The organism is Archangium lansingense (genome assembly GCF_026626635.1).
Lineage (GTDB): Bacteria > Myxococcota > Myxococcia > Myxococcales > Myxococcaceae > Archangium > Archangium lansingense.
The window spans coordinates 9,565,284-9,589,865 of the sequence record NZ_JAPNKA010000001.1; the positions used below are offsets into that span (position 1 = coordinate 9,565,284).

The window sequence follows — 24,582 nt, forward strand, 5'->3', positions numbered from 1 at the left end:
ATCAGGCCTTCTCCTCGGAGTTGAGCTCGATGGCGAGCTTCACGGCCTTGCGGATGCGGCCGTAGGTGCCGCAGCGGCACAGGTTCGTCATGGCCGCCGAGATGTCAGCGTCGGTGGGCTGAGCCTTGGCCTTGAGCATCGCGGCGCAGGCCATGACCTGCCCGGACTGGCAGTAGCCACACTGGGGCGCATCGGCCTCGATCCAGGCGCGCTGCACGGGGTGGCTGTTGTCGGAGCTGAGGCCCTCGATCGTCGTGACCTCGCCGCTCACCGCCGCCAGGGGCATCAGACAGCTGCGCACCGCGGCGCCGTTGATGTGCACCGTGCAGGCCCCGCACATGCCCTGACCACAGCCGAACTTCGTTCCAAGCAGCCCGAGCTTCTCGCGGAGCACCCAGAGCAGAGGCGTTCCGGGCTCCGCCTCAACCGTCACATCCTTGCCATTCACCTTCAGTGTCTGCGCCATGCGACCTCCCTTCGGACCCGAGGCGGGGGCCTCGTCCGAAGTGTGGAATCCTCGACGAAGGAATATCGGGGAACAAGGCGCGGGCCAACGTTCTTTGACACGGGCCCGCGCCCTGTGGCTGGCGGTATGGGGAAAGCCCTTACACCCGGTATGTGCGAGCGACCGGGCGCGGGACGCCCCATCTCACCGAGGCGCGAGGCGCGCTGTACTCAGGAGCAGCTCGCCAGACATGCGATGCGCGCCTCGACGCAGGCCTGCACCTCTTCGAGCTCGCCGTGCGCGATCCGCATGCAGCTGTAATACTGATCCCAGCAACTCTGACATGTAGACGCCGCGTGAACCGTACCGGCCTCTTCAGCGAGGCCGGACGGCTCCTCCACGCTGGCATCAGCGCCGCCACAGCCGACTGCGAACAGCCCTACCGCTAGCAAACCACCCACGATTGTCGCTCGCACGTGTGCTCCCAGGAACTGGTCTGTACGGCGCGGAGACGGTAACACTCAGCCCTTGAGCACAGCGATGGGCGTGAGCCGCAGGACGGGCGTCACCAGCTCCGCTTCATCCTCCAGCACCTCCGCGATGTCGCGGTAGGCGGCCGGTGCCTCCTCCACCAGGTCCTCCACCCGGCCCTGGTCGAACACCACCCGGCGCAGCGCCTGCTCCAGCGCCGCCGGGCGGATGCGAGCCCGGGCCTCGCTCCGCGTGAGCACCCGCCCTGCTCCGTGTGAGCAGGAGCGGAAGGCCCTCGCCTCTCCCCTCCCTTCCACCACGTACGAGGCTGTCCCCATCGAGCCAGGGATGAGGCCCTTCTGCCCCTCCTCGAGCCCCACCGCGCCCTTGCGGTGGACGAGCAGCACCCTTCCCAGGTGCGCCTCCTCCGCCACGTAGTTGTGGTGCACGTCCACGCTCGCGCCCGGCTCGCAGCCGAGCGCCTCGGCCAACACCTCCACCGCTAGCGCGGCGAGCACGTCGCGGTTGGCTCGAGCGAAGCGGCAGGCCCAGGCGATGTCCGCCAGGCACGCAGCCCCCTCGGGGGAGTCCGTGCGCAGGCCTGGCAACGAGCCCTCTCCCACAGCGGCGGCCACCCGCAGGTGGTGCGAGGCAATGGCGCCCCCCACGCCCCGCGAGCCCGTATGGATGAGCAGCCACAGGTCTCCCCCGGCGTCACGGTCCAGCTCGAGGAAGTGGTTGCCGCCCCCGAGCGTGGCGAGATGCCGCGGCGCAAGGCGCTCCCAGTCCTTCTGGAGCCGGTGGGTGGAGAGACTCGCTGCCTGGAGCTCCGGTGGCAGGGACAGGCCCGCGCCCCGGTGCACCGCATCTCCCACCGGCACCCGGCGCGCGATGGCCGACAGCAACCGCTCCAGGTCCGCCCGCCCGAGCGACGCCGCTGGGAAGGCGAATCGATGAGCGCTGACGCCGCACCCGAGGTCTCCTCCCAGCGCGCCCGGGACAACGGTGCGCTCGGTGGCGAAGACGGTCCCCACGGCCACGCCCTGAGCGACGTGGACGTCTGGCATCGCCGCCACGTGCTCCACCACGTACGGCTGGCTGGCGATGTGCTGCAGTTGCTTCACCGCGCCCGGCGGGACCTCGCGGGCCCACGCGAGGATGGGAAGGGCCCCGGGCGGGCTCTCGAGGACACGAGGCATCATGACTCGTCTCCTTCCCCGGTGGAGGCCAGCATGCGCGGCGCCACGCCCACGCAGATGAAGCGCAAGTGCGGGACGCGCTTGAGGTTCAGGCCCAGTGCGAGCTGCGAGCGGATGTAGCCGTTGGCGCGCTCGAGGGCCTCCTCCACCGGAGCGGGGCCGGACTCCTGGCGCTCGGGCGGAAGGGTGAAGCCAATACGGGCATGGCGGCCGTCCGGGGACAGCTCGAGCGTCGTCACCGTGACGCCCTCGAGCAATGGGTCGGACAGCTCACCTCGGAACAGGAGGGACACCTCCTCGAAGAGGGTGGACTGGAGGCGCAGGTGGCGCGCCGGAATGGAGGGTTCTTCAGACGAAAAGGAATCAGCACCCGCGCGACGGTGCGACGCGCGGGGACGACGAGGCTTCGAGCTCATGGAGCGAACGGTTCCCTGGACGCCGCACCCGCACAGGGGCACGGCGCCATCAGTCAGAAAAGACGAGGCTCCACGCCGGTGCCCGAGCACCGGAGCCAACGGGTCCGTTCAGCGGTGAGACGGAACGCGCCCGGCTACACGAGCGGCAGCGTGGAGAGACCAGAGACACCGTTTTCGACACGTCCCATGGCACACCTCCCGCCGCGCAAAGGAGAATCCGCGCGAGCCGTTCGCCCAGGATGGGCACACGCACACCATGTGTCAATCCCCGAGCGCCACACCGCAAGGAACGATTGCTCCCGGACAGGGCGGACAGCAGGATGACGACATGGTCGACAAATTCATCCTCAGCGACGAGGAGTGGAGCAAGCGCCTGACACCGGAGGAGTACCAGGTGTTGAGGCACCATGGCACGGAGCGGCCCGGCAGCGGGTGCTTCCTCGGGACGAAGACGCTCGGCACGTACGTCTGCGCCGGCTGCGGCAACCCGCTGTTCAAGTCCGGCGTGAAGTTCGAGTCCGGCACCGGTTGGCCCTCCTTCACCCAACCCCTCCAGCCGGACGCGGTGACGGAGTACCAGGATCGCTCCTACGGCATGCTGCGCACGGAGGTGCGTTGCGGCCGGTGCGATGGCCACCTGGGACACGTGTTCCCAGATGGTCCGCCGCCCACCGGGCTGCGCTACTGCATGAACTCGGTGGCGATGAAGCACGTGCCGGAAGGCCAACCCATCCAGCTCGTCACGAAGTAAGTGGGCAGACGCTCAGGCCCGCTCGATGACCCAGGTGGGCAGCGCCGCGAGGAAGTCCTTGTCCGGTGAATCCGGCACATCGGCGAAGGCGAGCGCGAACTCGTGCAGGGCCGCCCCGGCCAGTCCGTGGGCGACCTGCCGGGCGTAGTCGATGGAACCGTACCGGTCCATCTGCTCCCGAACCCACTGGACCTCCTCCCGGGTCCGCTCGACTCGTGGCCTCTCGAGCACCCGGGCGAGCCGGGCCCGCGCCTCGGGCTCCATCGCATTAAGCAGATGGATGAGCATCAACGTGCGCTTGCCCTCCCAGATGTCCCCATCACGCTCCTTGCCGTAGCTCGCCTCGTCTCCCACGAGGTTCAGGAGATCATCCTGAATCTGGAAGGCGGCGCCGACGAAGAAGCCAAAGTGGAGGTAGCCGTCCAGCTCCACGCCATCCCGGGTGCCGATGAGGGCTCCAACGCGCATCGGGTAGATGGTGGTGTACCAGCAGGTCTTCTTCAGAACCATCCGCAGATAGTCGGCCTCACCGAGGTCGATGACGTGGTGCTGGCGCCACCACAATTCCAGCGCCTGTCCCTCGACGGACTCGCGCGCCATCCGCTCCGCTTCTTCGAGGATCCGCAGGGCGAGCCGTGAGCCCAACGTGCCCACGTTGTCGATGAGCGGGCGCAGGCTCAGGACGGCCAAGGCATCTCCGGCGTTGATGGCCAGAGGAGCCCCGTGACGCAGGTGCAGGGTCGGACGTCCACGCCGCTCCTCGCTCTCGTCCTCCAGGTCGTCGTGGACCAGGAACGCATTGTGGAGAAGCTCGAGCGCCACGGCCGAGTTGAGAGCCGCCGTGGGCTCGGCCCCAAAGGCACGCGCGGTGGCCAGACAGAGGCTGGCGCGAAGTGACCGCCCTCCCCGCTCGGGATAGTCCGAGACGAGCTCGTAGAACGCGTGGTGGGACTGTCTGTCCCGCAGGTACTCCCGCATGCGCGCCCGGGCCGCGGCACCGTACTCCTCGAGCGTCTCCCGGACCCGCGCCGATGTGGCCGTGGTGGGCATGAGACCTCCGGTCACCGGGGAGGAATCCGCACGGTGAGCGTGCCTCGCGGAAGGCTCGTCCGCTCATCGAGGATGAGCCCGCTGTAGACCCCGGGAGGATGCTCCTCCGCGACCCGGAGGCAGAGAACCATCCGCTCCTCTTCGGGCACGCCCTCGAGCCTCACACCCGTAATGCGCGGCTTGTCCGGCTCGGGAGCGCGCAGGTCGTGAACCACGAGCGGCAGACCCGAGGACCGCGGGCGGAGCTCGATCGAGACCTCGACGCGCCGGGGCGATTCGATATCGAGCGTGAGTACCAGCGGCGCCACGACCTGGGGCGCTGGGGCAACCTGGGGTTCCGGCGCCACAGCCTTCGGGGGCTCAGGAGCCTCTGGGCGAACGCCTGCTGCAAAGGGACCTGCCGTCCCCACCGGGGGCGCGGCACCCGGAGCAGAGGCCGCGGCACCACCCGCGCTCATCTTGCCCATCAAATCCATCCACAGACTGGCGAAGTCCGTGAAGCTCCGGAGCATCGCGCCCATGCGGTTCTGGAGCCCATCATCGGCCGGAGCACCCCCGAGGGAGGGAATCCCCACCGCGCGTGCCACGTTCTGACCCTGGCGCAGATACTCCTCAATCACCCGATAACCCATCTCCACGCCTCGGGAGACGGGCTCACCTGGTGAGGGAGTCCCTCCTGGCGGAGGAGTTGCTCCCGAGGGGGGAGTTGCTCCCGGCGGTGGCGTGCCCGGGAACAACACGCTCCAGCTCCGGATGGGCTGCGTACGCTGGGGCTCCGGCTTCTTTGCTCTCTCTCGAGGATCCATGGTGCTCACGGGTGATCGAACCCCACGATCTCCTCCAGCCGAGGCGCGCCCGAGATGGAATGAGCCGCCAGCCGCCCTGACATCACGGCGGCCTCGACACACCCCTGGTTGAAGCCGCAGTCCGTCCAGTCACCCGCGACGGTGAGGTTGTCGTAGGTGTTGTCCAGCGGCGAGATGCGGAACTTCAGGCTTCCGGGCAGCGAGAGGGTGTACCTGTCCGTGGGATTCACGTTGGCGGTCCAGTATTGAGAGGTGAAGCGGGCCTCGCCCTGGTTGCTCACGCCAGCATCCGGCGCTTCCCGGGCATCCATCAGCAGGTCCCACCGGAACCCGCCAGAGACCCCATGGGCCTGGGGCCACAGGTGGACGATGTCGCGCTGGAGGAACTGGACGCAGTTGCGCCGGACCCGCTCGTGCTGCTCCTGAGGGAAGGCGGGACGAAGCCGCTCCTCCTCGGGAACATCTGGCAACACATTGCAGAAGTAGGCGATCGCCGCGGGAGGCTGGGACCAGCTCTCCTCCGAGGCCAGATGCGACATGTCCGCCCAGGTGTCGAAGGGCTCGACGAAGCCCGAGACATTGATGGGCGGTTCATTCCAGCCGAGCTCGCTCATGCTCGCGCGCATCCAAAGCTGACAGGCCTGGGTCGGCACGGTCTTGACGCGCTCGACCATGGAGCGCCAGCGCGGATCCCTCTCCACCAATTGCTTGCAGACATAGGGAATCGCCCCACCACCGATGGCGAGGATGGCGAGGTCGAAGTCCTCTCCCACGCGCAGCGTCCGCGTCCTCGCCTTGCGCCGGTCCCAGTGTGACTCGAACTGCCAGCCCTCCTGCTGGAGCCGCTCGCCCTCCACGAGCTGCCGATAGTCAGGAGCCGCGGGCCAACAGGGCAGCCCGCGCACGTCCACCAGGGGTTGGTACTCCCCTCCTCCCACGACCTCGGCCTGCACGTCGAAGTCGAGCGCTTCCACGTAGGGGCGCTCGCCCGGCGAGAGCCGCTCGGGCGCCACGAGCCGGACGTCCTCCAAGCGGTGGAAGAACTCGAAGCGGACACCTCGCCGCTTCAGCACCTCGTAGAAGGGAGCGAACACCACGTCCCCCATCCCCGACTGCATCTTCCAGAAGAAGGCGCCCCGGTAGGTGAAGAAGGCCCGGAACGCGCCGCGCAACCCTTGTCCGGCGGCGACCCGAGGCCTCTTCACGTCCCCATCCTCGTAGGCGAAGGTGAGATCGTAGAGCGCTCGAACGAAGGCGCCGTTGATCGTCCCCTCGGAAGCCCCGTTGAGCCGCAGCCACTCCCGACAGTCGTAATCGTCGATGGCGTCGAAGCCCCGGGGATCGGTCAGCAGGCGGAAGCGGAGTCCCCCGCGGACGACCGCCAGCATCATGTCGATAATCTCCCAGAGGCGGCGAAGCTTGTCGTCCGTTTCCACCAGCTTCGCGAAGCGCTCACGTAGCGCTGCCGCCACCGCATCATGGAAGCGGAGGAGCAGGTTCTCCGGGTAGCGGCGCAGTGTCCCGAGCGCGAGCTCCATCATGCCCAGGGCTTCAACCACCGCTGCGAGCGTGGCGAACTGCCCGTATTTGAGGAGGCTCGACATCGACTCCAGCAACGCTTCCGGAGTCCCCACTCCCGCCGGGCTCTGCTGCGTATCAGGCACTGTGCCGCTGGTGGTCTCCTGCACCGTCAGCACCAGGGCGCGCACCAGTTCCAGGCTCCTCGCCAGATAGTCTGCGATGGTCCACCGGGGGACTTCGTTGCCGGAATCACCAGGCAGCCCGTCGAAGGGGGGCATCCGTGCCGTCCAGGGTGACCAGCCTCCACTCTGGGACCAGTCCGCCAGGCCGTTGAAGTGATCGGGAGTGAAGGCGTCGCGCCAGTCGGCGATGCGGCAGGTGGCCGGGTCGCGCTTCAGCTCCGCGTAACACTCGCGAATCAACCGGAAGGCGTTCTCGTAGAACCCCATCCACAGGTGCAGGCCATGCTCCTGGATGCGATCCGCCGCTCCCCTGCCCGACGCCCCCTTGCCTCCCAGCCTCCAGCCGAGCTGGTACACGGTGACGCGATAGCGGCCCTGGTGCTCGGGTCTCGTCAGCTCGAACGCGGCGGCGATGCCCGCGCAACCGCCTCCGATGACGGCGATGTTGATGGGGCGCTCGTTGCTCATCGCCTCTCAGTCAAGAAGACAGACACGAAGCCCGTCAATCCAGCGCATCGCCTGAGCGTCCATCTTCCAACGCCCCCTGCACTCCAGGGCAGTCAAAACTCCTCCCGCAAGACACCCGCGAACGAGAGCACGAAGTCCGGGCCATAGACTCGCGCCGGAGTCTGGGCTCCCGTCTCCAGGTCTCCCGCCAGCACGCGCTCGACGAGCGCCAGCGCGGTCGTACAGCTGAACCCATAGGCCTCTGGAGTGCGCAGGCGCCCGCGGAGGCGACGGCCCGCGGCGTCCTCCACTTCCGCGACGATGACGCCCTGGCGTCCAGCTCGCTGCTCGCCGGTGGGACCGTCAGGAAGCGCCCGCGCCTGGAGCTCGAGCCCGAGGCGCCCCGCGTCCGAAGCGAGCCCCCCCCCGAACCAGCGGTTCGCCATCACCATCATTCGCAAGGCGGGGATGGCGTCGCAGTACACCTCGATGTCCGGAATGCCCGTCGAGTAATACGCGGAGCTGACGTCTCCCCAGCTCATGGCGAGGCTCGGCCGCGGCCCCGAGCCGAAATCGAGCTCGCGCTCGAGCGAGCCCGGGACAATCCCGAGGATGTTCCCACCCCGGCGGATGAGGATGGACTGCCCCGCGCCCTCGGCGAGTGTCCGGAAGGAGCCGCGAGAGATCGTCTCGAGCCCGGAGATGCCCAGCACGAGGCGCCGAGCCCCCCGCACCTGGCGCGACAGGTGGAGCGCGAGACAGTCCGACGGGACGACGTCGAACCCGGCCCCAGGCATGAGCATGACTCCACGACGGCGAGCCTCGGCCCCCCGCTGGAAGACGCCCTCGATGGCCGCTACCTCTCCACTGAGATCCAGATAGTGGACCCCTACACGCAGGCAGGCGTCGACCATGGGACGGCACGTCGAGGAGAACGGCCCCGCGGCATGAAGGACGACCTGGACTCCCCGCAGGGCCTCGTCCAGACCGTCGTCCAGACGAGCCACCCGGTACTCCAGCCCCAGTTCCGAAGCCATGGCCGCGAGCCGGGGCTCATCCCTCCCGCACAGGATGGGGCGCAGCCCACGCTCGTTCGCAGCCCGTGCCAGCAAGCGGCCCGTGTAGCCCGTGGCCCCGTAGAGAAGGAAGGGATGGGTGGTCGGCATCAAGTTCCCCCCGCCACCAACCTACGGCAGGACACACGTCCCGTCGCCCGCCCGGCACTTGAGAACCCGCCAACCTGACTCATTTTCTACTTAGTTGACCTCGGGCGTGGCCCGAGCGTGCGCGATGGCAGGGCTTGATGGGTGTCATACGACTATCCGAATCCGACAGTTTCCTCCCGGAGCGGGACCCCGGTGTCCATGAATACCGAGCGAGCCTGCTCAGCGTGTTCCTGCACACGGACCCCCGAGGCGATGCCTCGTTGGCCCTCCCTCCGGAGATGCAGCCGCTCCCCCTCTCGAAAGCCATTGAGCTGATTCATCAGCTCCCCGGAAGACTGACCGCGGAAGCAAGCGCCACCGCGGAGTTCAAGCTGACCTCCGCGGTGCTCGTCGAGCAGCGAGACGAGTTCATCCCTCCGCTCGCTCAACTCCTGGGCATGGAGGTGGGGGATCCCACGGACTTCCGGAGGGGGCTCACTCAGAGCTTCAGGGAGAGGACACCCGGCATCCAGGACCGCGACCTGAGCTACGACGACATCAGGAACGTCATCTATGGCGACCTCGGCAGCACGACGCTCGCGGAACCTCCAGCGCAGGAAGCGCCCCCCGCGCCCCTGGCCTATCCCCCCTATCCGACTCGGGAGAAGGGCCTCCGGAAGATGCTCCTCGACGTGCTGGGCCTGACAGCCGAAGCGCCCGCCCAGCAGGAGGCCCGGGCGCGCTTCGTCGCAGAGGCCGCGCTGCTTCGTGCGCAGAAGCCCGAGAGCACGGTGGACCTGAACACGTTGGTCACGACCGTGGATATCCCCTCGGAATCCAGATGCGACTTCGCGCTGCTGGCACAAACCCTCGATCCCCGAAGCTGGGGCCCCTCGCCCTTCTGGCCTGAATGCTTCCAGGTGAATCTCTCCCCGGACGGGCGCGACTTCGTGCCTTTCCCGACCGCCGATGCGGCTCCGAGAGGAACAGATTGGGAGGGGTTCCTCTTCGAGCACGTCGAGTGGAACTGGAACACGTTCCGCGTCGCCTCGTTCCGGAACTTCCTCAACATCGTTTACAAGGTGGATGCGGCCAAACAGAAGATCGACATGCAGTTCTCACTCTTCTCGTGTGAGGGCAGCGAGTTGTTCGTGGTGTCGTTCGACAGGGGCATCGACGTTGACGTCGGTTTCCAGACCGTCGAGCCGATCCGCAACCCGCTCCCCGGGGGAGCCCGCTTCAAGCTCCGCACCGTGAAGAACATCCGCTACTCGGACCTCCTGGACAGGCGGATTCTTACTCCGGCCCCCCTGGGCTCCGGTCAAATCCTCTCTCTTCTGGCGCCCGTCGTGGTGGGGCTCTGGATGAACGAGCTCGTCAAGAAACTCTATTGCTAGACAAAGGAGCCCGCGATGACGACGCCGATCGGTGGTACCACTGCAGCCCCTTCCGCCACGGGCACCACCACCGCCGTCCGCCACCTGGACGAGATCCTGAAAGCTTCCACCACCTTCTTCGCGGACCAGCTCGGCCGCTGGACCGGTATCCTCCAGAAGGCGAGAGCAGGGACCTACGACTCCGCCCAGTGGATTCAAGACACCGTTGGAATGTTGGACTCGTGGCTCGACCTGGCGGCCGTGCCGTTCCAGTTGGCCGCGGGGCAGGCGAAACAGCTCCCTACTCTGCTCTTCGTCGTGGATGGAGATGCCGAGTTCAGCCCCCCAGGCGACGCACCGACGAACATCTTCCTCCCTCCCGGCGTCACAACGGAGGTGAGCGATCTCTACCGTGCTGGAGATGACATCCTGGCGGGAGGTCCACCGCCCTTGGGAAGCCGCACGATCTCCGCCCAGGCGCACGTCCGGGCCCGTCTCTCGCTGGAAGGAGACCGGGTGGTGGTGACCCTGGTCGATATCGGCAGGGGCAAGAGCGTGCGCGAGCAGAAGGGCATCTTCCCGGGCTTCTACGTGGGCGCCGTTTTCGCCAGGGAAGGATCAGAACGCCGCCCCCTCGCGATCATCTGTGCCCTCTTCGAAGAGCCCACGTTGCCGTAGGACACGTGGCGGGCAAGCCATCTCGCGAGCAGGCCATCGCCAGGTTGGGACACGAGATGGGAAACGCCATCGGAAATGAAGAGCACCCCGCATCATTCCCCATGAGGGAGTCCACCTCGCACGTGGATTCCGAACTGGAGGATTCATTCCTTCGGGAGCTGTCCCAACAAGCTCCCCCGGTTCCCATGCCCGTCCTGGGAGAGCGGTTGGGTGGCCTGGATGGGAGTCGATACGAGATCCTCGATCTGATCGGCGAAGGAGGCATGGGGCGCGTCTTCCGAGCCCTGGACCATGAGCTGCAACGCACGGTCGCCCTGAAGTTCCTCCTCTCCTTCCTGCAAATCTCCCAGCAGGAGGTGGGGTTGCTCATCCGCGAGGAGGCCCAGGCAACGGCGCGGCTAGACCATGACAACATCGTCCGGATCCACGACGTGTCCCTGTGGAGCACCGGGTTCCGCCAGGCAAGCGGCCTCTCCCCGTTCAAGATTCCATTCCTCGTGATGGAGCACCTGGAGGGGGAGACCCTTCAGTCCCTCCTGCGTCGGGAGAGGCTCGGCCTGCCCCGAGCCCTTGGCATCATGATCGACGTGGCGGCGGGACTGACGCATGCACACGAGCGCCACCTCGTCCACCTGGACCTCAAGCCAGGCAACGTCTTCATCCTCTCCACGGGCCGGGCCAAGCTGCTCGACTTCGGCCTGTCGCGGTTGCTGATCGGCACCGCCTCCGCGAGTGAACCGAGTGGCACGGGAACACCGCCCTATATGTCTCCGGAGCAGTGGAGGCAGGCCCCGCCTCAGGCTCGCGACGACATCTGGTCCTGCGGCGTCCTCCTCTTCGAGTTGCTCACCGGCGAGCTCCCCTTCCCGCTGTCGACACGTCTGGAGCTCCGAGCACACGTCATCTCCGCCAGCCCGATGCCCCGGGTGCGCGAGCGCCGCCCCGAGCTGCCCCAAGAGGTGGATCAGCTCGTCGCTTCGGCCCTGGAGAAGAATCCGACGCAGCGCCCCTCGGACGGCTCCGAGCTGCTCAAGGGGCTGTGCGAGTTGCAGGAGCGCCTCGCCCTCCGGCCCGAGCGCCCGAAGGCCCAGGCCGAGCGGCGTCCTGTCACCCTCGTGTCCTGCCAGCTCATGCTCACTCCCGCTGACGGTGGATGGATGGATCCCGAGGACTCCAGCGAGCTGGAGGCAGCCTTCCACCGCACCTGCACGCGCATCATCCACCAGCACGGCGGAGCCATCACCACGGCCGTCGGAGGCGAGGTGCTCGCGTGTTTCGGCTACCCCCGCGCTGGGGAGGATGATGCGGAGCATGCGGTCCGCGCGGCGCTGCAGCAGACAGAGCAGCTCCCGCGAGAGTTGCTATGCATGTGGCGTCACGGCCTGTCCGTGCGCGTGGGCATCCACACCGACCTGGTGGCTCTGGCCAACGTCATGCCCGAGCTCCAGGGCATGCTCCCTGCCATGCAGGGCGAGGCCCCGAGGATCTCCTCCTGGCTGGCGATGCAGGCAGAGCCGAACACGGTGCTCATCAGCGACCGGACCTATCCGCTCGTGCGAGGCCGTTTCCAGACCCGGCCGCTGGGCCAGCGAAACCTCGCGGGTCTCTCGGGGACCCAGACCATCGGCGTCCACCGCGTGCTCCAGGAACGCCGGAACGTGACGCGATTCGATCGTGCGCTCGTCGTGGGCCCCCTGACCCCGCTGGTGGGACGGGAGCGGGAGCTGCAACGCCTGGCCCTGCTGCGCGAAGAGGCCGCGCGCGAGCACGGCGCCTTCATCCTGCTCCAGGGCGAGGCAGGCATCGGCAAGTCCCGCCTCATCCAAGAGCTGCATGATCAGGAGCCTCCCGGCTCGAGCACGTGGGCGCGGTGCCAGTGCTGGCCCCAATTCAAGAGCAGCGCCTTCTACCCGCTCATCGACTGGCTCCAGCGCTTCCTGGAGATCTCCCCCCAGGACAGCGCCCAGCAGAAGCTACGAATGCTGGAGGAGCGTAGCGCCGCCATCGGCCTGCCCCCGGAGCACGTGCCGCCGCTCGCCTCGCTCCTCTCCCTGCCGCTCTCCGAGAGCGCGCCCTTCCTCCTCCTGCCTCCTGAGCGTCAGAGAGAGCGCGGCGTCCAGGCCGTCTCGGCCCTCCTCCAACGGCTCACCGAGAACCGGCCCCTCGTCTTCGTGGTGGAGGATGTGCACTGGGCCGATCCGTCCACCCTCCAGTTCCTCGGCGTCCTCCTGGCGCGCCTCGAGCAGCTTCGGATCTGCGTCCTGCTCACCGCCCGGCCCGGGCTCACCCAGACCTGGGCGGAGCATCCCGGCTACCACGAGCTGCAGCTCGCGCCCCTCTCACCCCAGGACACCGCCACGCTGGCGCGAGAGACAGCCCAGGGCAAAACACTGCCGGCCGAGGCGCTCGAACAGCTCGTGGCCAGGGCAGATGGCATCCCCCTCTTCGTCGAGGAGATGACCCGAATGGTGTTGGAGCAGCGTGGCACGGCCGGGCACGCGATGGAGGCCGGTCCCCTCCCCATTCCAGCCACCCTGCATGAGCTGCTCCTGGCCCGGCTCGACCAACTCCCGTCCCGGACGAAAGCGCTGGCGCAGCTCGCCGCCCTGCTGGGCCGGGAGTTCGGCCAAGAGGTGCTCCGCGCCATCTCCTTCCTCTCGGAGGACGAGCTGCAACGGGACCTCGAGCAGCTCGAGCAGGCCGGGTTGCTCTTCCAACAGGGCTGGCCACCCCACATGACGTATGCCTTCAAACACGCACTCGTCCAGGACGCGGCCTATCAGTCCCTGCCACGGAGCACGCGCAAGCACTACCACACCCGCATCTTCCACGTGCTGAGCGAGCGCTTCCCCGCGATGGCACAGGAACAGCCGGAGCTGCTCGCGAACCACGCCATCCGTGCGGGGCTCGCGGAGCAAGCGGTGACGCTGTTGCAGCGGGCCGGTCAGCGGGCCGCGGCGAAGTCCGCCCTCCCCGAGGCCATCAGCCACCTATCCCGAGCCCTGGAGCAACTGGCGCTCCTGCCAGCGTCGAAAGAGAGGAACGAGCGGGAGATCGCCCTGCTGGTCGAGCTCGGCCAGGCACTCGTCGCGACGAAGGGCTACGCCGCCAAGGAGGTCGAGGAGGTCTACACACGCGCCCAGGAGCTCTGCGAACGGTACGGCGACGTCCCCCTGTCCGTGGTCTGGGGAATCTGGGTCGTCGCGCTGGTGCGGGGCAACCGCGAGGACGCAGCCCGGGTGGAAGCGCGCTTCCTTCGCATCCTCGAGACCCATGATGATCCCACCACCCAGGTGGTCATCCACGCCGCGCTCGGTTCGCTGGAGTTCTGGCGAGGTGCCTATGCCAAGGCCCTGCGGCACTGCACCCTGGCGAAAGGGCTGATCCGCCGGGAGCACCCGCTGGAGACCCTGGCGCGCATCCGCGGCGGTGGCAGCGAGAGCTACTTCTCCGAACAGGTGCTCTATACGCCCTTGTACGAGGCCTTCACCGAGTCGATGCTGGGAAACATCTCCCGGGCCCGCGCGGCCTACCAGGAGGCGCTCGCGCTGGCCGAGGCGATGCAGCACCCGTATGCCGTCGCGGTCACGCTCTCGTTCTGTGCTTCCATCGAGTACGAGGTGGAGGAGCCCGAGGCGGCGCTCGACATGGCGAACCGGCTGATCGCCGTCTCCGCTGGGAACGGGTTCCTGTCCACGCTGGCGATTGGCTATTGCGTCCTGGGCTGGGCCTCCGCCCGGCTCGGAGACGCCGAGAAGGGAATCCCCATCATCCAGCAGGGCCTCGCGCTCATCCAGGCCATGGGCGCGCTCGTCATGTACCCCACGTGCCTGGTGTGTCTCATCAAGGCGTATCTCGTGAGCGGACGCATCGACGAAGGACAGGCCGCCGTGAAGGAGGGGCTGAAGGTGCTCGAGCCTTTGCTGGCGCGCCGGGCACACCCGGACCTGCTGTGGCTCCAGGGAGAGTTCCAGCTCCGGAAGGGAGAGACGGAAGCGGCACGGGCCTCCTTTGAGCAGGCGCTCACCCTGGCCCGGCAATCCGGCGCGGCACTCCATGCGCTGCGCTCCGCCGCGAGCCTGGCCCGGCTCCTGTCTCAATCCGGCGAGGAGCAGAAGGCCCGCGAGCTCCTCTCGGAGGTCCTCGGCGGAGTCTCGGCGGATGCCAGCCTCCGGGACTATCGGAGCGCCCAGGAGCTGCTGGCCGGGCTCTCGGGCCACGCTCCCACCCCAGGGACGACGCCAGGATGACGCGCTACGAGACCGCGCAGGGAAGCTGGACGATGAAGGTGGAGCCGGCGCCGGGCTCGCTCTCCACCCGGATGGTGCCGCCAAGCCTTTCCACGAGCTGGTGCACGATGTGTAGCCCCAGCCCAAGCCCACCGTAGTAGCGCGAGGACACCGCGCGCTCGAAGGGCCGGAAGATCTGCCCCTGCCGTTCCCGGGGGATTCCGATTCCATGGTCCCGGACGACGAGCCGGGCCAGGCCTCCGATCCTCCCGACCTCCACCTCGACGGGCTTGCCGCTGCCGTACTTGATGGCGTTGGAGAACAGGTGGGTGAGGATTTGATCGACCCGGGACACGTCCCAGTGGCCCAGCACCGGGGCATCGGCACGCAGCGTGAGCTCACACCTGGCCTTCTCGAGCTCCGTCGCGAAACGCGCGGCCACCTCCCGCACCAGGGATGACAGGTCCATCTCCTCGAGATCCAACTCGAGATGGCCCGCCTGGAGGCGGGAGACCTCGAGCAGGCTCTCCACCAGCCGTGTCAGCCGCCCGCAATGCTTCTCGATGGTCTCGAGCGAGCGCGGCATGGAGAGAGGTGAGGTCTCCACCTGGGGGGCCGCACGGTTGGCGCGCAAGGCGCCCTGGAGGGCCAGCTTCATCGTGGTGAGGGGGGTCTTGAGCTCGTGCGAGGCGATCGACAAGAACTCGTCTCGCAGGTCGATGGCCTGCCGGGCCGCGAGATAGAGGCGGGCGTTGTCCACCGCCAGCGCGGTCCTGCGGGCCAGCTCCTGGGCCAGGGAGAGCTCGACCGTTCCATACGGGCGTCTTGGCGCCATGAGACCGAAGGTGAGCACTCCGAGAATCCGGTCCCTGGCGAGCAGAGGCACGCAGAGGCAGGAGCGAAACTCCAGGCCAGCGGGGACGAGAGCAGCTTCGGGGAGCAGTTCCGCCTCGCCCGTGCGCAGCACCTTTCCCGGACCCAGCGTCGCGCCCAGGGACGGAACGTGGGCGCGCAGGATGCGCGCTCTCTCCGCTTGCGTGGGGTCCGCGTGCTCCACCAGGATTCGACGGACCGACTGGTCCGGGTCGAGCAGGTCGATGATGCACCAGTCGGCGAACCGCGGCACCGCCAGATGTGCCACGCCGCGCAGCGTGGAGTCTTCGTCCAGTGAACCGGCGAGCAGCCCGCTGGCCCCGGAAAGAAAGGCCAGGCGCCGCTCTTGCTCCTCCGCCCGGGCGCGTGCCTCCTGCTCCCAGGCCAGCAACCGGTCGCGCTCCGCCTCGGCCTGGCGCTGCTCCGTGACGTCGATTCCGGTACCAATCACATACTCAACCTCACCGTCCTCGCCCAGCAAGACGGTGTTGCTCCAGGCAATGCGTCTGCGCTTGCCGTCCCGGGCCATCCAGGAGTTCTCGAGCTGGCGAGGTTGCTTCGACTCGATCAGCCGGACGAATTCCGCCTTGAGCAGCTCCAGATCCTGCGGAAGCAGAAGCTGTTCCCAGAAGGTCACGTCCAGCACCTCCTCGAAGGAGTAGCCCGTGGCACGCTGGCAGGCCCGGTTGAAGCGAATGATGCGTCCCCGTCGGTCCAGCACCACCACCAGGGCGTCGAGCGTGTCGAGGATGGCCGAGTTGAAGTCCCGCTCGAGGCGCAACGCCCGTTCGGATTGCCGGCGGGAGGTGACATCCCGGAAGTAATACCCCCGGCCCCAACAGGCACCATCCGCGCTCCGGATCGGCGCGGTGTAGCGGTAGAAGACACGGCCATCCCTCATGGCGATGTCGTCGGAGCCCACCACCTCCGGATGATCGAGGTAGTACTGGGCACGTGCGACGAACCCCGCGGGATCCATGACTTTCGCCGCGGCGGCGGTGACGAGCAGGTCGCGCGAGCCACTCCTCAGCTCCTCGTCCAGGCCCCACATCTCGGAGAACCGGTGATTGGCGAAGATGAGCTGTCCCTCGCAGGCGAAGAGCGCGATGCCGTCCCTGGAGGCCTCGTTCAGGCTCTGGAGGAGGGCCTTTTCCTGGGGGAGGGAGAACTCGCTCCCGAGAAACAGACCGGAGCGCTGACGGCGCCCCAGGGCGGTATGCAGGCCTCTGGCCAGGCACCGGACCATGCCGTGATAACGGAGAGGGAGCCACAGCGCGCGCTCGGAGAACAGGAGCAGCGCCTGGGATTGCTCCGCTGAGCCCTCAGACTCACCGAGGGGAATGCACGAGCGGACCAGCTCTGGGCTGGCCAGCTCTGGATAGGGAAGAGCGAGGGTGGACCAGGAGGAATGGGCGAGCGGCGTGGAAATGGCGAGGCCGCGGGAGTTGCTCGAAAGGCCGGCGGCACTCCACAGGTGGACTTGTCCCCCGGAGTCGGAGTCGAGAAGAAGCGCGACAGCGCAGCCCAACCACAGCGCAAGCTGCTCCATGAACCGGTCAGCGGAGGCCTGATCGACGATGTCGAGAGCAGCGGCGGTGAGCTCCTCGAGCATCTCCAGAGGGGCAGGCTCTTTCCGGGCCCGCTTCCAATCCAACTTCATCTGGGAATCTTGCATCCGCGTACCCGTGCCCTTCCCTCCTGCGACCTGGGCGGGCCGTGCCTCGCGGGTCGCCCACGCCGAGGCCCATGGACATAGGATAGGTATCTTCTCCGCTGCGTTCAGGAAGGAGGAGTGCTGGCCCCGGTGTGCGGGAAGGCATCCCCAAGGAGCGCGAGGCCAGGCGCACCCGCCTGGAAGCCCGCACCGAGGGCATGTCCCTCCGGCAGCGCGCCGAGCATGGCCTCCGAGACCCGTCCTCGCTGACTGGGTTGCAACACCTCAGCGTACCGAGGGGCTCAATTCAGCGTCCCGCACTCGGAGATCCGCTGTACCCGAAGCACGGCCAGCCGCTCCAACGGCACCGCCGCCTCCGGGCCCTCGAGCACCGCCACCGCACGGGCAACCGCGTCCAGGGTGGACATTCCGGATGGATGTGTCGGCTCGCGGAGCCGGAGCAGCCCGGGCTCAGGCGGCGGCAGCGCCAGCCGGGGGAGCGCCCGCAGCGCGGGGAGCCGCTGAGTCATCCGCCGTGCCTGCGACCAGCTCGCGTCCAGCACCACCAGTTGCCTCGGCGCAGGAGCATCCGGCGGCGCGGGGGGGCCATCGGGATAGAGCAGCCAGGTACCGGGCTCGGAGAGCAGGGCGGTGTCGAGGAACTCGCCCGGCGCACCATAGGTGAGCAGCCTGGCATTCGAGAGGGCCAGCGCCGCCACCCGCCCGGTGTTGCTCTTCTTCCCGATCTCCACCACGTGCTGGAGGATGAGGAAACGGGTGCACGTCTCTACCCGAGGGATCTCGGCACACAGGCAGAGGTGCTGCGGAAGGTTGCAGCGGTGACAGCGGGGCCGGGGGGAGACGCGGGGAGACATCCTTCGGCATCCTGTTCCGGCGGCCGCGGGAAGAGAAGCGTCCGGTTGAGGGGGCAGCCGAGCAACCCCCTCCCGTGGCGGACGGCAGGCCAGAAGGCTCACTTCCGGAAGACGGGAAGCCCCTTGCTGATGCGGTAAAAGAGCTCGCCCTTATCGAGCCGGGCTCCCTCCTCCTCGTCCTCGTCCTTCTTGAACACCTCATCGACGAACAGCTCGCGCAGTCGCTCGGACACCCCCTCGCCGTAGCCCTGGGAATACGTGTCCAAGTCGAAGTGGAGTTCCGCCTCGACGGCAGCGCTGGTGGCGTGGTCATCCTCGATGACGACCCGGGCCTTGATGGTGCCCGCGCTCAGGATGTGGTCGTTGTAATAGCCGAGCACCACGTCGCGGGCCTCGATATCCCCCCCGACGGTGAACTCGCCGTCCGTGTTGAGCGCGTGGCACTTCACGTTGCCCAGGACGTTGACGAGCGAGTCGTTGGCATTGTCACTCACCACGCCGTGGACGATGACGTTCCCCGTCACCGCGAACGGCCGGTAGATGGAGAGGTCACCATCCACCTCCAGGTCGCCATGGTGAAAGAAAGCGCGCTTCAGGGTCAGGGGGCCCTTCAAGTGCGCCTTCCTCGGCGCCACCCCGAGCGACTCCCGCAGGGCCTCGAGCTTGGCCAGGGACTGTTCCGGATCCCCGTAGCTGTGCAACCCCGTGGCGACTTCCTGGGCCGAGTTGACCTCGTGTTTGAACGAGAGCTTCTTGCCCTTCAGCGCGGCGCTCAGGGCGGTGCCGTCAACGGGAAAGGGAGCGAAGGGGTCGTCGCTCCGCTGATAGGGGATGCTCGACTTCCCGCCCGCCGCCTCCAGCGCGCCGACAGCAGCCTTGAACGCGGCCTGGCGTTTGTTCGCCGCGACCCAGGGCTCCGCCTGCGTGCGCAACGCCACACCCAGCGGCGTGCGTCCGAGCCCGTCGAGCGCATTCACCTCGGCGCCGCGCTCGAGCAACACCTGGATGACGGGGGCGGCCCCTCGAGCCGCCGCGCGATGGAGTGGAGTCTGGTCAGTGTCATCCCTCGCGTCGATGGCCGCGCCCGCGTCGAGCACTTCCCGGTAGAGCGCCTCACCCGCGGAGGTGAACGCACCGCCGCGCCCGTCCTTCACGTCCGAGGGCACCTGTCCTCCCGCGTCCCGCAGCACGCGCACGATTTCCAGGGCCCGTTCCTCGTTGGCCTTGTTGTCATCGTACGGAACCACCCGCAGCACGGGGGTCTGCAGGTGGTTGTCGCGCGCATTCACATCCGCCCCCGCCTCGATGAGCGCACGTACCACGTCGACGTCGGGCAGCGGCTCCCCCGTCGTGTAGGGCGCCTGCACGGCGAGGTGCAGGGGCGTCATGCCGTTCTTGTTGCGCGCATTCACGTCCGCGCCCTCGGCCACCAGCTTCTTCACGGTCGCCGCGTTGAGCTCCTCGCGCCAACGGCGCTTGTTCTCGCAGAGCGAGAGCAGGGCCTGGGTCGTGTCTCCATTCGATGTCACCGACATTCTTGTCCTCGGAGCTGCTCCGTGCTGATCCGCCCTACCCTTCGACGCCGGAAGCCCGGTGTGCGAGCGTAGGGCCCGACATGCGTTTTCTCACTGTACCCTGGACTCGCGGCCTCGCCGTGCTCGGAGTGTTTGGCGTCGCCGCCTTCCTCGCTGGCCTCCATTTGGAACTCCCCTGGCTACGGCTCTCGAGCAAGGCCGTGCCGCTGCTCTGCCTCGCCGTGTGGCTGTGGCCTCCGCGCGAGCGCTACGCCCAGTGGATCGCCGCCGGCCTCGCCCTCTCCCTGGTGGGTGACATGGTGCTGGAGGCTGACGAGCAACTGTTCCTGCCCGCCCTGGGCGCGTTCCTGCTGGCCCATGTGGCCTATGTCGCCGCGTACCTGACGGTCTCGCGCACGCCGCGCTGGGGCGTGGGCGCGCTCTTCTTCCTCTTTGGCGTGGGCATCTGGTTGTTCCTCCGGCCTGGACTGGGAGGCCTGGCCGCACCCGTGGGCGCCTACATCGCCGTCATCTGCACGATGATGTGGCGCTCGGCCGCCCTGATGAGCACGGAAGGGCTCGCCCGGCGCGAACAGTGGGCCGCACTGATAGGGGCCCTGTGCTTCGGCCTGAGTGACACGCTGCTCGCCTTCCGGCTCTTCGTGTCCCCCGTCGCGGGATTGAGCTACGCCATCATCCTGCTGTACTGGGCTGGCCAGCTCGGCATCACTCTCTCGGCCGTCCCTGCTCGGACTCAGGCACAGGAGTTGACCCACGCCTGAGCAATGCTCCCTCTCCCGAGGGGAGAGGGGAAATTGGGGCCCCCTTCACGGGCTCTCCTGAAAGGGATTAACAGCCGGGCTTCACCCGGATCCACCGGCCGTAGTGATCAGAGTGGGTATAGAAGGGCCACTTGCGCACGCCGGTCGTCGTCTTCCACGCAGGAGCCCAGCCGCTGTAGGAGATCTCGGCGGGCGAGCAACCCCCGAAGGCCCCGGGCTGGCCCAGCAGCAGGGTGTCGTAGTCCGCCTTCTCCCCCGAGGCCATGCCATTGGGGCCTGTGTCCACGGCACCGCCGACCCAGTTGGACTGGAAACCGGGGGTCTCGTAGCTGCCCAGCACGGCACTCATCAGGGAATAGTCGTACGGCTCATAGAAAGACGTCTGGGCCGCGGCCTGAACGAGGAGCTGATAGCCCCGCGAATAGCTGTTGTTGCTGGCGAAGTCGGCGTTGAAGTCCCCCCCGAAGAGGATGAGCGAGGGCGGATAGCTCACCTTGTTGGCGTTCACCTGGTTGCGGATATAGGCCAACGACTGCTTCATATTGGAGGTGCGCGAGGCGTCCGAGGCGGCGTCTCCCTCCAGGTGCCCCTTGTTCCCGTAGGTGAAGTGCGTATCAAAGACATAATAATACTTGCCCCCCTTGGCGAAGATGGCGCCCCAGACCCCCTTCTCCTTGTGCACATCCGTCCCGTTCACGTCTGTGAAGGGCTGGAGGGTGAACTCCCTCACCAGCGTGGTGCCGCTCTTGTAGAAGATCATCAAGCCGCTGCAGTCGTTCTCAATCCCACCCCAGGTGTCATCACAGTAATAGCCGCTGGGCGTGAGGGTGCTGAACCCGCGCGAGGCCATGTTCTGCTTGGGACCGTCCTCGATGATGTCGTCATAATCCCAGGCCTCCTGGTACAGGACGACGTCCGCGCACTTCGTCACCTTCCCCAGGCTCTGCTCCATCTCGTCTCCGAAGTCGTAGACGAAGGGCACGTTGTGGAAGATGTTGTAGGACGCCACCGAAAAGTAACCCGTGTCGCTGCACGTCTCGTTGAGCTGCCAGCCGGGCGTGAGGGACGGATTGAAGTACTCGTCCTCGGCCACCTCGTTGTACCAGGCGGTGGGGTTGTTCGAATAATAGGCGTCATACGCCCATACCTGGCTTCCGAGCATCAACGCCACCACCGCGGGCAGCATGCGGTGACTTCCCTGGTTCTTGCGAGTCTTCATGGGCTGGCTTCCCCTGTGCAACCGCGGTCGGTCCTACTGCAGGTTGTATTTCTCAAAGAGCTGTTGGTCGATCTCGGGCATCCGCTCACGCAGTTGCTCCGGCGTGAGGCCCGCGCGGGTCAATTGTTCCAGGAGCCGATCGCGCTCCTGGTTGAAGGCCCGCAGCCGCTCGCCCCGGTCCTGCTGCTCCAGCTGGTGTTCGAGGTAGAGCCGCGTGGTCTCGGAGCCAGCGTACTTCTCCAGGATGGCTTGTTGTTGCGCGAGCCCGAGGGCCCCCGCCGTCTCGTGGAGCCGCAAGGCGTTCTTCGCCAGCTCCAGCGGCTCCACCACCGAGGCGAGCTCGACGCCGTACTCCTGCCCAATGCGCTGGAGCACGTTCTCGTAGGTGGCCATCCGCTGCTCGGGCGACGGCCGTGGATCGTTGACAAGCTCGTCCACCTGGAAGGGCAGACGCACCAGCTCGTCGGAAAGCCCGAAGAGCTTCCGCTCGACGCCCGGGCCCACCAGGTCCCGACGCTCCTGCCGGAAGCGCTCGTAGGCCGCGAGGAACGTCTCACCACGCGAGGCGGACGGCTCTGCGAGGACATGCCGTGCCGCGGCCTCGTCCACCCGCGCCAAGGACTCCCAGAACCGCGCCTGGGAAGTCCCTTCGGGCAGGGAGTGCCGCTCCTGGAGCAGCGAGAAGAGCAGATCCCTGCAGAATCCCTCGGCATCGGGTCCCGTGAGACCGAGCTGCTCCCGATGGGCGGAGAGTTCCTCCGCATGACGCCGCACGAGTCCGCAACGTCGCTCGAGGAGGCCCTTGAGGATGCGGCCCGGCGCCAGGGCGAAGTCCCCCTGCGACGAGGCACGCTCATAGCTCCGGCCCAGCGAGGCCCGGACCTTCGCCACCAGCATCCGCAGCTCGAGCTCCCGCGAATCGAGGTTCGCGGACGCGGCCGGCGCACTCCAGGCAGGCTGTGCCGGGCGCCGGGTCCCGGCCAGAGAGGACGCACGGTCACCGGACCCACCGGGGGTGGACGGGGGTTGAGCGACCGCCACGGAGTCGGAGAGGGACCACCAGAGCACAAACCCCAGGAGCACCGCCCCCAGCAGGACTCCCAGAACCCTCATGTCCATCCGCATGGGAGTACCTCTTGCTCGAGGCCGGAAGGACTCGCGCGTCAACGGCTCGGATGTCGATTGCCGCACCACAACGGCTTAAACTGAATACCGTGTAATTCCATCAGAAGCAACACACTTCGATGGGGGCACACCAAGGGCGGCGGACGAGTACGGACCGGGCCATCTCCCCAGCAATGCCTGTCACCACGATGTGACCGGAATTGACGAGAGTGAATTCCCTGGCATTCCCACACATCGATTGCGATGTGCAGCGGGCCGTGAAGTCTCGCGGCGCTCAGGGAGCGGTGACGGACGAGAGGTAGCGCTCCACCGCGTCCGCGGACAGGTGGGGCGTGACGAGCCCGATGTAGCCATCGGGACGAACCAACACGAGCGCGTCGCCCGCGAGCGCATATCCCGTGCGCGCGTGCCCGTGCGTGTCGATGAGGACGTGCTCTCCGGAAGACTCGCCCGGTCGGGCCACGCGCAGCGCGCGCACTCGGGAACCATGGCGGGCGTTGATCCGGGCGACCGTGTCCGCGGTGGCGACGCCGAACGCCAGCAGCGTGAAGTGGGGGCCGCGAAACACGTCGAACAGACGAACGGGCTCGCCGCTGGCCGTGTGGCAGGGAGCGTCCGGAGCCCGGTCTCCCGCCTGGACGTCACCGGCGGCCTCGCGCTCGTCACGGGCAAGCGGACCGCCCCGGTAGTTCAATCCGAGCTGTTCTGTCTCGGCGCCCCGCTGCGCCCCGTTGCGCTGTCCCAGCAGGTTCTTCTGGTACAGCCGCGTGCTCAGGCCGAGCACCTCCGCGGCGACGGGCAGGCGCTCCTGCTCGTACGTGTCCAACAGGGTGGCGGGAGCTCCCTCGCACACCGCGCCCAGCTTCCAGCCCAGGTTGTACGCGTCCTGGATGCCCGTGTTCAGCCCCTGTCCTCCCGCGGGCGTGTGTACGTGCGCGGCGTCTCCGGCCAGCAACACCCGGCCCACGCGATAGCGATCCACCATGCGGATGTTGACCCGGTAGAGCGACGCCCAGCGCAGCCCGTGCAGCCGCAGGTCCGCTCGGCCGGACCTCTCGTTGAACAGCCGCTGGAAGTCCTCCAGGGCCAGGCCGGGCTCCTCGTCGGGGGCGAGCGGCACCATGAGCTGGAAGAGGTCCGTGCCAGCCAGCGGGCACAGCCCCGCCTTCAGCGCGCGCGTCTCGAGGTTGGACCAGACATGCCAATAGTCCCGGTCCAGTCCATCGACATGGAGGTCTCCAATCAGCATGCGGTCCGTCTCGTGGGTCTCTCCCTCGAAGCCGACGCCGAGCTGCTTGCGCACGTGACTGCGGCCTCCATCGGCGCCCACGAGGTAGCGCGCGCGCACGCGCTCGGGGGCTCCTCCCACGTGCACCAGGGTGGCGTTCACACCGTCCGCGTCCTGCTCGAAGTGCACCAGCTCCGTGGCCAACTCCACGTGGCCTCCGAGCGTCGCGAGCCGGGCGCGCAACACTTCTTCGGTGCGCCACTGCGGCACCATCAGCGGGACCGGATAGGGCACATCCGGCGTGGGCTCGCGCGGCTCATGCATCCGCCCCTCCCACACCACCCGCTCCCCCGCGTAGGCGCGCAGCGGCGGATAGGGGGCGCCCACGGCCCGTATCGCGTCGAGCACTCCCAGGTCGTCGAGCACCTCGAGGCTCCGGGGCTGCAGGCCCTTGCCCCGCGAGCCGGAGAAAAACTCCGGCGCCTTGTCGATGACGCGGCAGGCCACCCCTCGCCGCCGCAGGTCAACCGCCAACGTGAGCCCCGTTGGGCCCGCTCCCACGATGAGGACCGCGATCGTCTCTTGCTGGTTCATCC

At 67.7% G+C, this 24,582-nt stretch carries 18 protein-coding genes; 5 read left to right on the top strand and 13 right to left on the bottom strand.

The window, feature by feature from the left end; genetic code table 11:
• Position 1 precedes the first annotated feature (1 nt).
• From OV287_RS37875 to OV287_RS37885, 3 genes are all read right to left on the bottom strand, one after another.
• The gene (locus tag OV287_RS37875; RefSeq protein ID WP_267538911.1) at positions 2–466 is read right to left on the bottom strand and encodes a (2Fe-2S)-binding protein; all 465 of its coding nucleotides are present in this window, start codon (positions 464–466) and stop codon (positions 2–4) included.
• Positions 467–966: 500 nt separating this feature from the next.
• Positions 967–2,118 (bottom strand): RtcB family protein, encoded by a 1,152-nt coding sequence (locus tag OV287_RS37880; protein ID WP_267538912.1) that lies wholly within the window; start codon positions 2,116–2,118, stop codon positions 967–969.
• Entirely contained in the window at positions 2,115–2,531 is a 417-nt protein-coding gene (locus OV287_RS37885) for a ribosome-binding factor A (protein ID WP_267538913.1), read from the bottom strand. Before OV287_RS37885 ends, OV287_RS37880 begins: the two co-directional genes overlap by 4 nt.
• Positions 2,532–2,859: 328 nt before the next feature.
• On the opposite strand from OV287_RS37885, the gene msrB reads away from it, so the two are divergent.
• Positions 2,860–3,282, top strand: a complete 423-nt coding sequence (gene msrB / locus OV287_RS37890) for a peptide-methionine (R)-S-oxide reductase MsrB (protein WP_267538914.1) — start codon at positions 2,860–2,862, stop codon at positions 3,280–3,282.
• Between the two features lie 12 nt (positions 3,283–3,294).
• On the opposite strand, the gene OV287_RS37895 is transcribed toward msrB, so the two are convergent.
• The 4 genes from OV287_RS37895 to OV287_RS37910 all read right to left on the bottom strand — a co-directional run bounded on the left by OV287_RS37895 (position 3,295) and on the right by OV287_RS37910 (position 8,454).
• Complete coding sequence (locus OV287_RS37895; protein WP_267538915.1) at positions 3,295–4,332, bottom strand: polyprenyl synthetase family protein; 1,038 nt, start codon at positions 4,330–4,332, stop codon at positions 3,295–3,297.
• A gap of 11 nt (positions 4,333–4,343) precedes the next feature.
• Positions 4,344–4,952, bottom strand: a complete 609-nt coding sequence (locus tag OV287_RS37900; protein WP_267538916.1) for a hypothetical protein — start codon at positions 4,950–4,952, stop codon at positions 4,344–4,346.
• A 191-nt stretch (positions 4,953–5,143) separates the two neighbouring features.
• Complete coding sequence (locus OV287_RS37905) at positions 5,144–7,309, bottom strand: FAD-dependent oxidoreductase (RefSeq protein ID WP_267538917.1); 2,166 nt, start codon at positions 7,307–7,309, stop codon at positions 5,144–5,146.
• Positions 7,310–7,401: 92 nt separating this feature from the next.
• A complete protein-coding gene (locus OV287_RS37910; protein WP_267538918.1) occupies positions 7,402–8,454 on the bottom strand; it encodes a saccharopine dehydrogenase family protein in 1,053 nt (350 codons plus the stop codon).
• 224 nt (positions 8,455–8,678) lie between these two features.
• Here OV287_RS37910 and OV287_RS37915 point away from each other — a divergent pair, with 224 nt between their 5' ends.
• From OV287_RS37915 to OV287_RS37925, 3 genes are all read left to right on the top strand, one after another.
• Positions 8,679–9,830 carry a hypothetical protein gene (locus tag OV287_RS37915; RefSeq protein ID WP_267538919.1) on the top strand — a complete coding sequence of 384 codons (1,152 nt, stop codon included), beginning with the start codon at positions 8,679–8,681 and terminating at the stop codon, positions 9,828–9,830.
• Between the two features lie 15 nt (positions 9,831–9,845).
• On the top strand, positions 9,846–10,487 hold the full coding sequence (locus OV287_RS37920) for a hypothetical protein (RefSeq protein WP_267538920.1): 642 nt from the start codon (positions 9,846–9,848) through the stop codon (positions 10,485–10,487).
• Between the two features lie 122 nt (positions 10,488–10,609).
• The gene (locus OV287_RS37925) at positions 10,610–14,737 is read left to right on the top strand and encodes a protein kinase domain-containing protein (RefSeq protein WP_267538921.1); all 4,128 of its coding nucleotides are present in this window, start codon (positions 10,610–10,612) and stop codon (positions 14,735–14,737) included.
• Between the two features lie 4 nt (positions 14,738–14,741).
• Here the strand turns inward: OV287_RS37925 and OV287_RS37930 are convergent, their stop codons facing one another.
• The 3 genes from OV287_RS37930 to OV287_RS37940 form a co-directional block, all read right to left on the bottom strand.
• On the bottom strand, positions 14,742–17,249 hold the full coding sequence (locus OV287_RS37930; RefSeq protein ID WP_267538922.1) for a PAS domain-containing sensor histidine kinase: 2,508 nt from the start codon (positions 17,247–17,249) through the stop codon (positions 14,742–14,744).
• 296 nt (positions 17,250–17,545) lie between these two features.
• Positions 17,546–18,118: a tRNA-uridine aminocarboxypropyltransferase gene (locus OV287_RS37935; RefSeq protein WP_267538923.1), complete on the bottom strand. Its 573-nt coding sequence runs from the start codon at positions 18,116–18,118 to the stop codon at positions 17,546–17,548.
• Between the two features lie 98 nt (positions 18,119–18,216).
• Positions 18,217–19,653: an ankyrin repeat domain-containing protein gene (locus OV287_RS37940; protein WP_267538924.1), complete on the bottom strand. Its 1,437-nt coding sequence runs from the start codon at positions 19,651–19,653 to the stop codon at positions 18,217–18,219.
• 80 nt (positions 19,654–19,733) lie between these two features.
• On the opposite strand from OV287_RS37940, the gene OV287_RS37945 reads away from it, so the two are divergent.
• On the top strand, positions 19,734–20,414 hold the full coding sequence (locus OV287_RS37945) for a lysoplasmalogenase (protein WP_267538925.1): 681 nt from the start codon (positions 19,734–19,736) through the stop codon (positions 20,412–20,414).
• Between the two features lie 67 nt (positions 20,415–20,481).
• Here the strand turns inward: OV287_RS37945 and OV287_RS37950 are convergent, their stop codons facing one another.
• The 3 genes from OV287_RS37950 to OV287_RS37960 form a co-directional block, all read right to left on the bottom strand.
• Entirely contained in the window at positions 20,482–21,633 is a 1,152-nt protein-coding gene (locus OV287_RS37950) for an exonuclease/endonuclease/phosphatase family protein (protein WP_267538926.1), read from the bottom strand.
• A gap of 33 nt (positions 21,634–21,666) precedes the next feature.
• Positions 21,667–22,758 carry a lipase secretion chaperone gene (locus OV287_RS37955; protein ID WP_267538927.1) on the bottom strand — a complete coding sequence of 364 codons (1,092 nt, stop codon included), beginning with the start codon at positions 22,756–22,758 and terminating at the stop codon, positions 21,667–21,669.
• 274 nt (positions 22,759–23,032) lie between these two features.
• Positions 23,033–24,580, bottom strand: coding sequence for an FAD-dependent oxidoreductase (locus OV287_RS37960; RefSeq protein WP_267538928.1), 1,548 nt, complete (start codon positions 24,578–24,580; stop codon positions 23,033–23,035).
• Positions 24,581–24,582: the final 2 nt, after the last annotated feature.

Bases quoted from the DNA above. Each gene is read 5' to 3' on its own strand.
- OV287_RS37910 (WP_267538918.1), bottom strand. From the start codon at position 8,454: ATGCCGACCACCCATCCCTTCCTTCTCTACGGGGCCACGGGCTACACG.
- OV287_RS37885 (WP_267538913.1), bottom strand. From the start codon at position 2,531: ATGAGCTCGAAGCCTCGTCGTCCCCGCGCGTCGCACCGTCGCGCGGGT.
- OV287_RS37895 (WP_267538915.1), bottom strand. From the start codon at position 4,332: ATGCCCACCACGGCCACATCGGCGCGGGTCCGGGAGACGCTCGAGGAG.
- msrB (WP_267538914.1), top strand. From the start codon at position 2,860: ATGGTCGACAAATTCATCCTCAGCGACGAGGAGTGGAGCAAGCGCCTG.
- OV287_RS37930 (WP_267538922.1), bottom strand. From the start codon at position 17,249: ATGAAGTTGGATTGGAAGCGGGCCCGGAAAGAGCCTGCCCCTCTGGAG.
- OV287_RS37935 (WP_267538923.1), bottom strand. From the start codon at position 18,118: ATGTCTCCCCGCGTCTCCCCCCGGCCCCGCTGTCACCGCTGCAACCTT.
- OV287_RS37950 (WP_267538926.1), bottom strand. From the start codon at position 21,633: ATGAAGACTCGCAAGAACCAGGGAAGTCACCGCATGCTGCCCGCGGTG.
- OV287_RS37955 (WP_267538927.1), bottom strand. From the start codon at position 22,758: ATGCGGATGGACATGAGGGTTCTGGGAGTCCTGCTGGGGGCGGTGCTC.
- OV287_RS37960 (WP_267538928.1), bottom strand. From the start codon at position 24,580: ATGAACCAGCAAGAGACGATCGCGGTCCTCATCGTGGGAGCGGGCCCA.
- OV287_RS37920 (WP_267538920.1), top strand. From the start codon at position 9,846: ATGACGACGCCGATCGGTGGTACCACTGCAGCCCCTTCCGCCACGGGC.
- OV287_RS37880 (WP_267538912.1), bottom strand. From the start codon at position 2,118: ATGATGCCTCGTGTCCTCGAGAGCCCGCCCGGGGCCCTTCCCATCCTC.
- OV287_RS37905 (WP_267538917.1), bottom strand. From the start codon at position 7,309: ATGAGCAACGAGCGCCCCATCAACATCGCCGTCATCGGAGGCGGTTGC.
- OV287_RS37945 (WP_267538925.1), top strand. From the start codon at position 19,734: ATGCGTTTTCTCACTGTACCCTGGACTCGCGGCCTCGCCGTGCTCGGA.
- OV287_RS37875 (WP_267538911.1), bottom strand. From the start codon at position 466: ATGGCGCAGACACTGAAGGTGAATGGCAAGGATGTGACGGTTGAGGCG.
- OV287_RS37940 (WP_267538924.1), bottom strand. From the start codon at position 19,653: ATGTCGGTGACATCGAATGGAGACACGACCCAGGCCCTGCTCTCGCTC.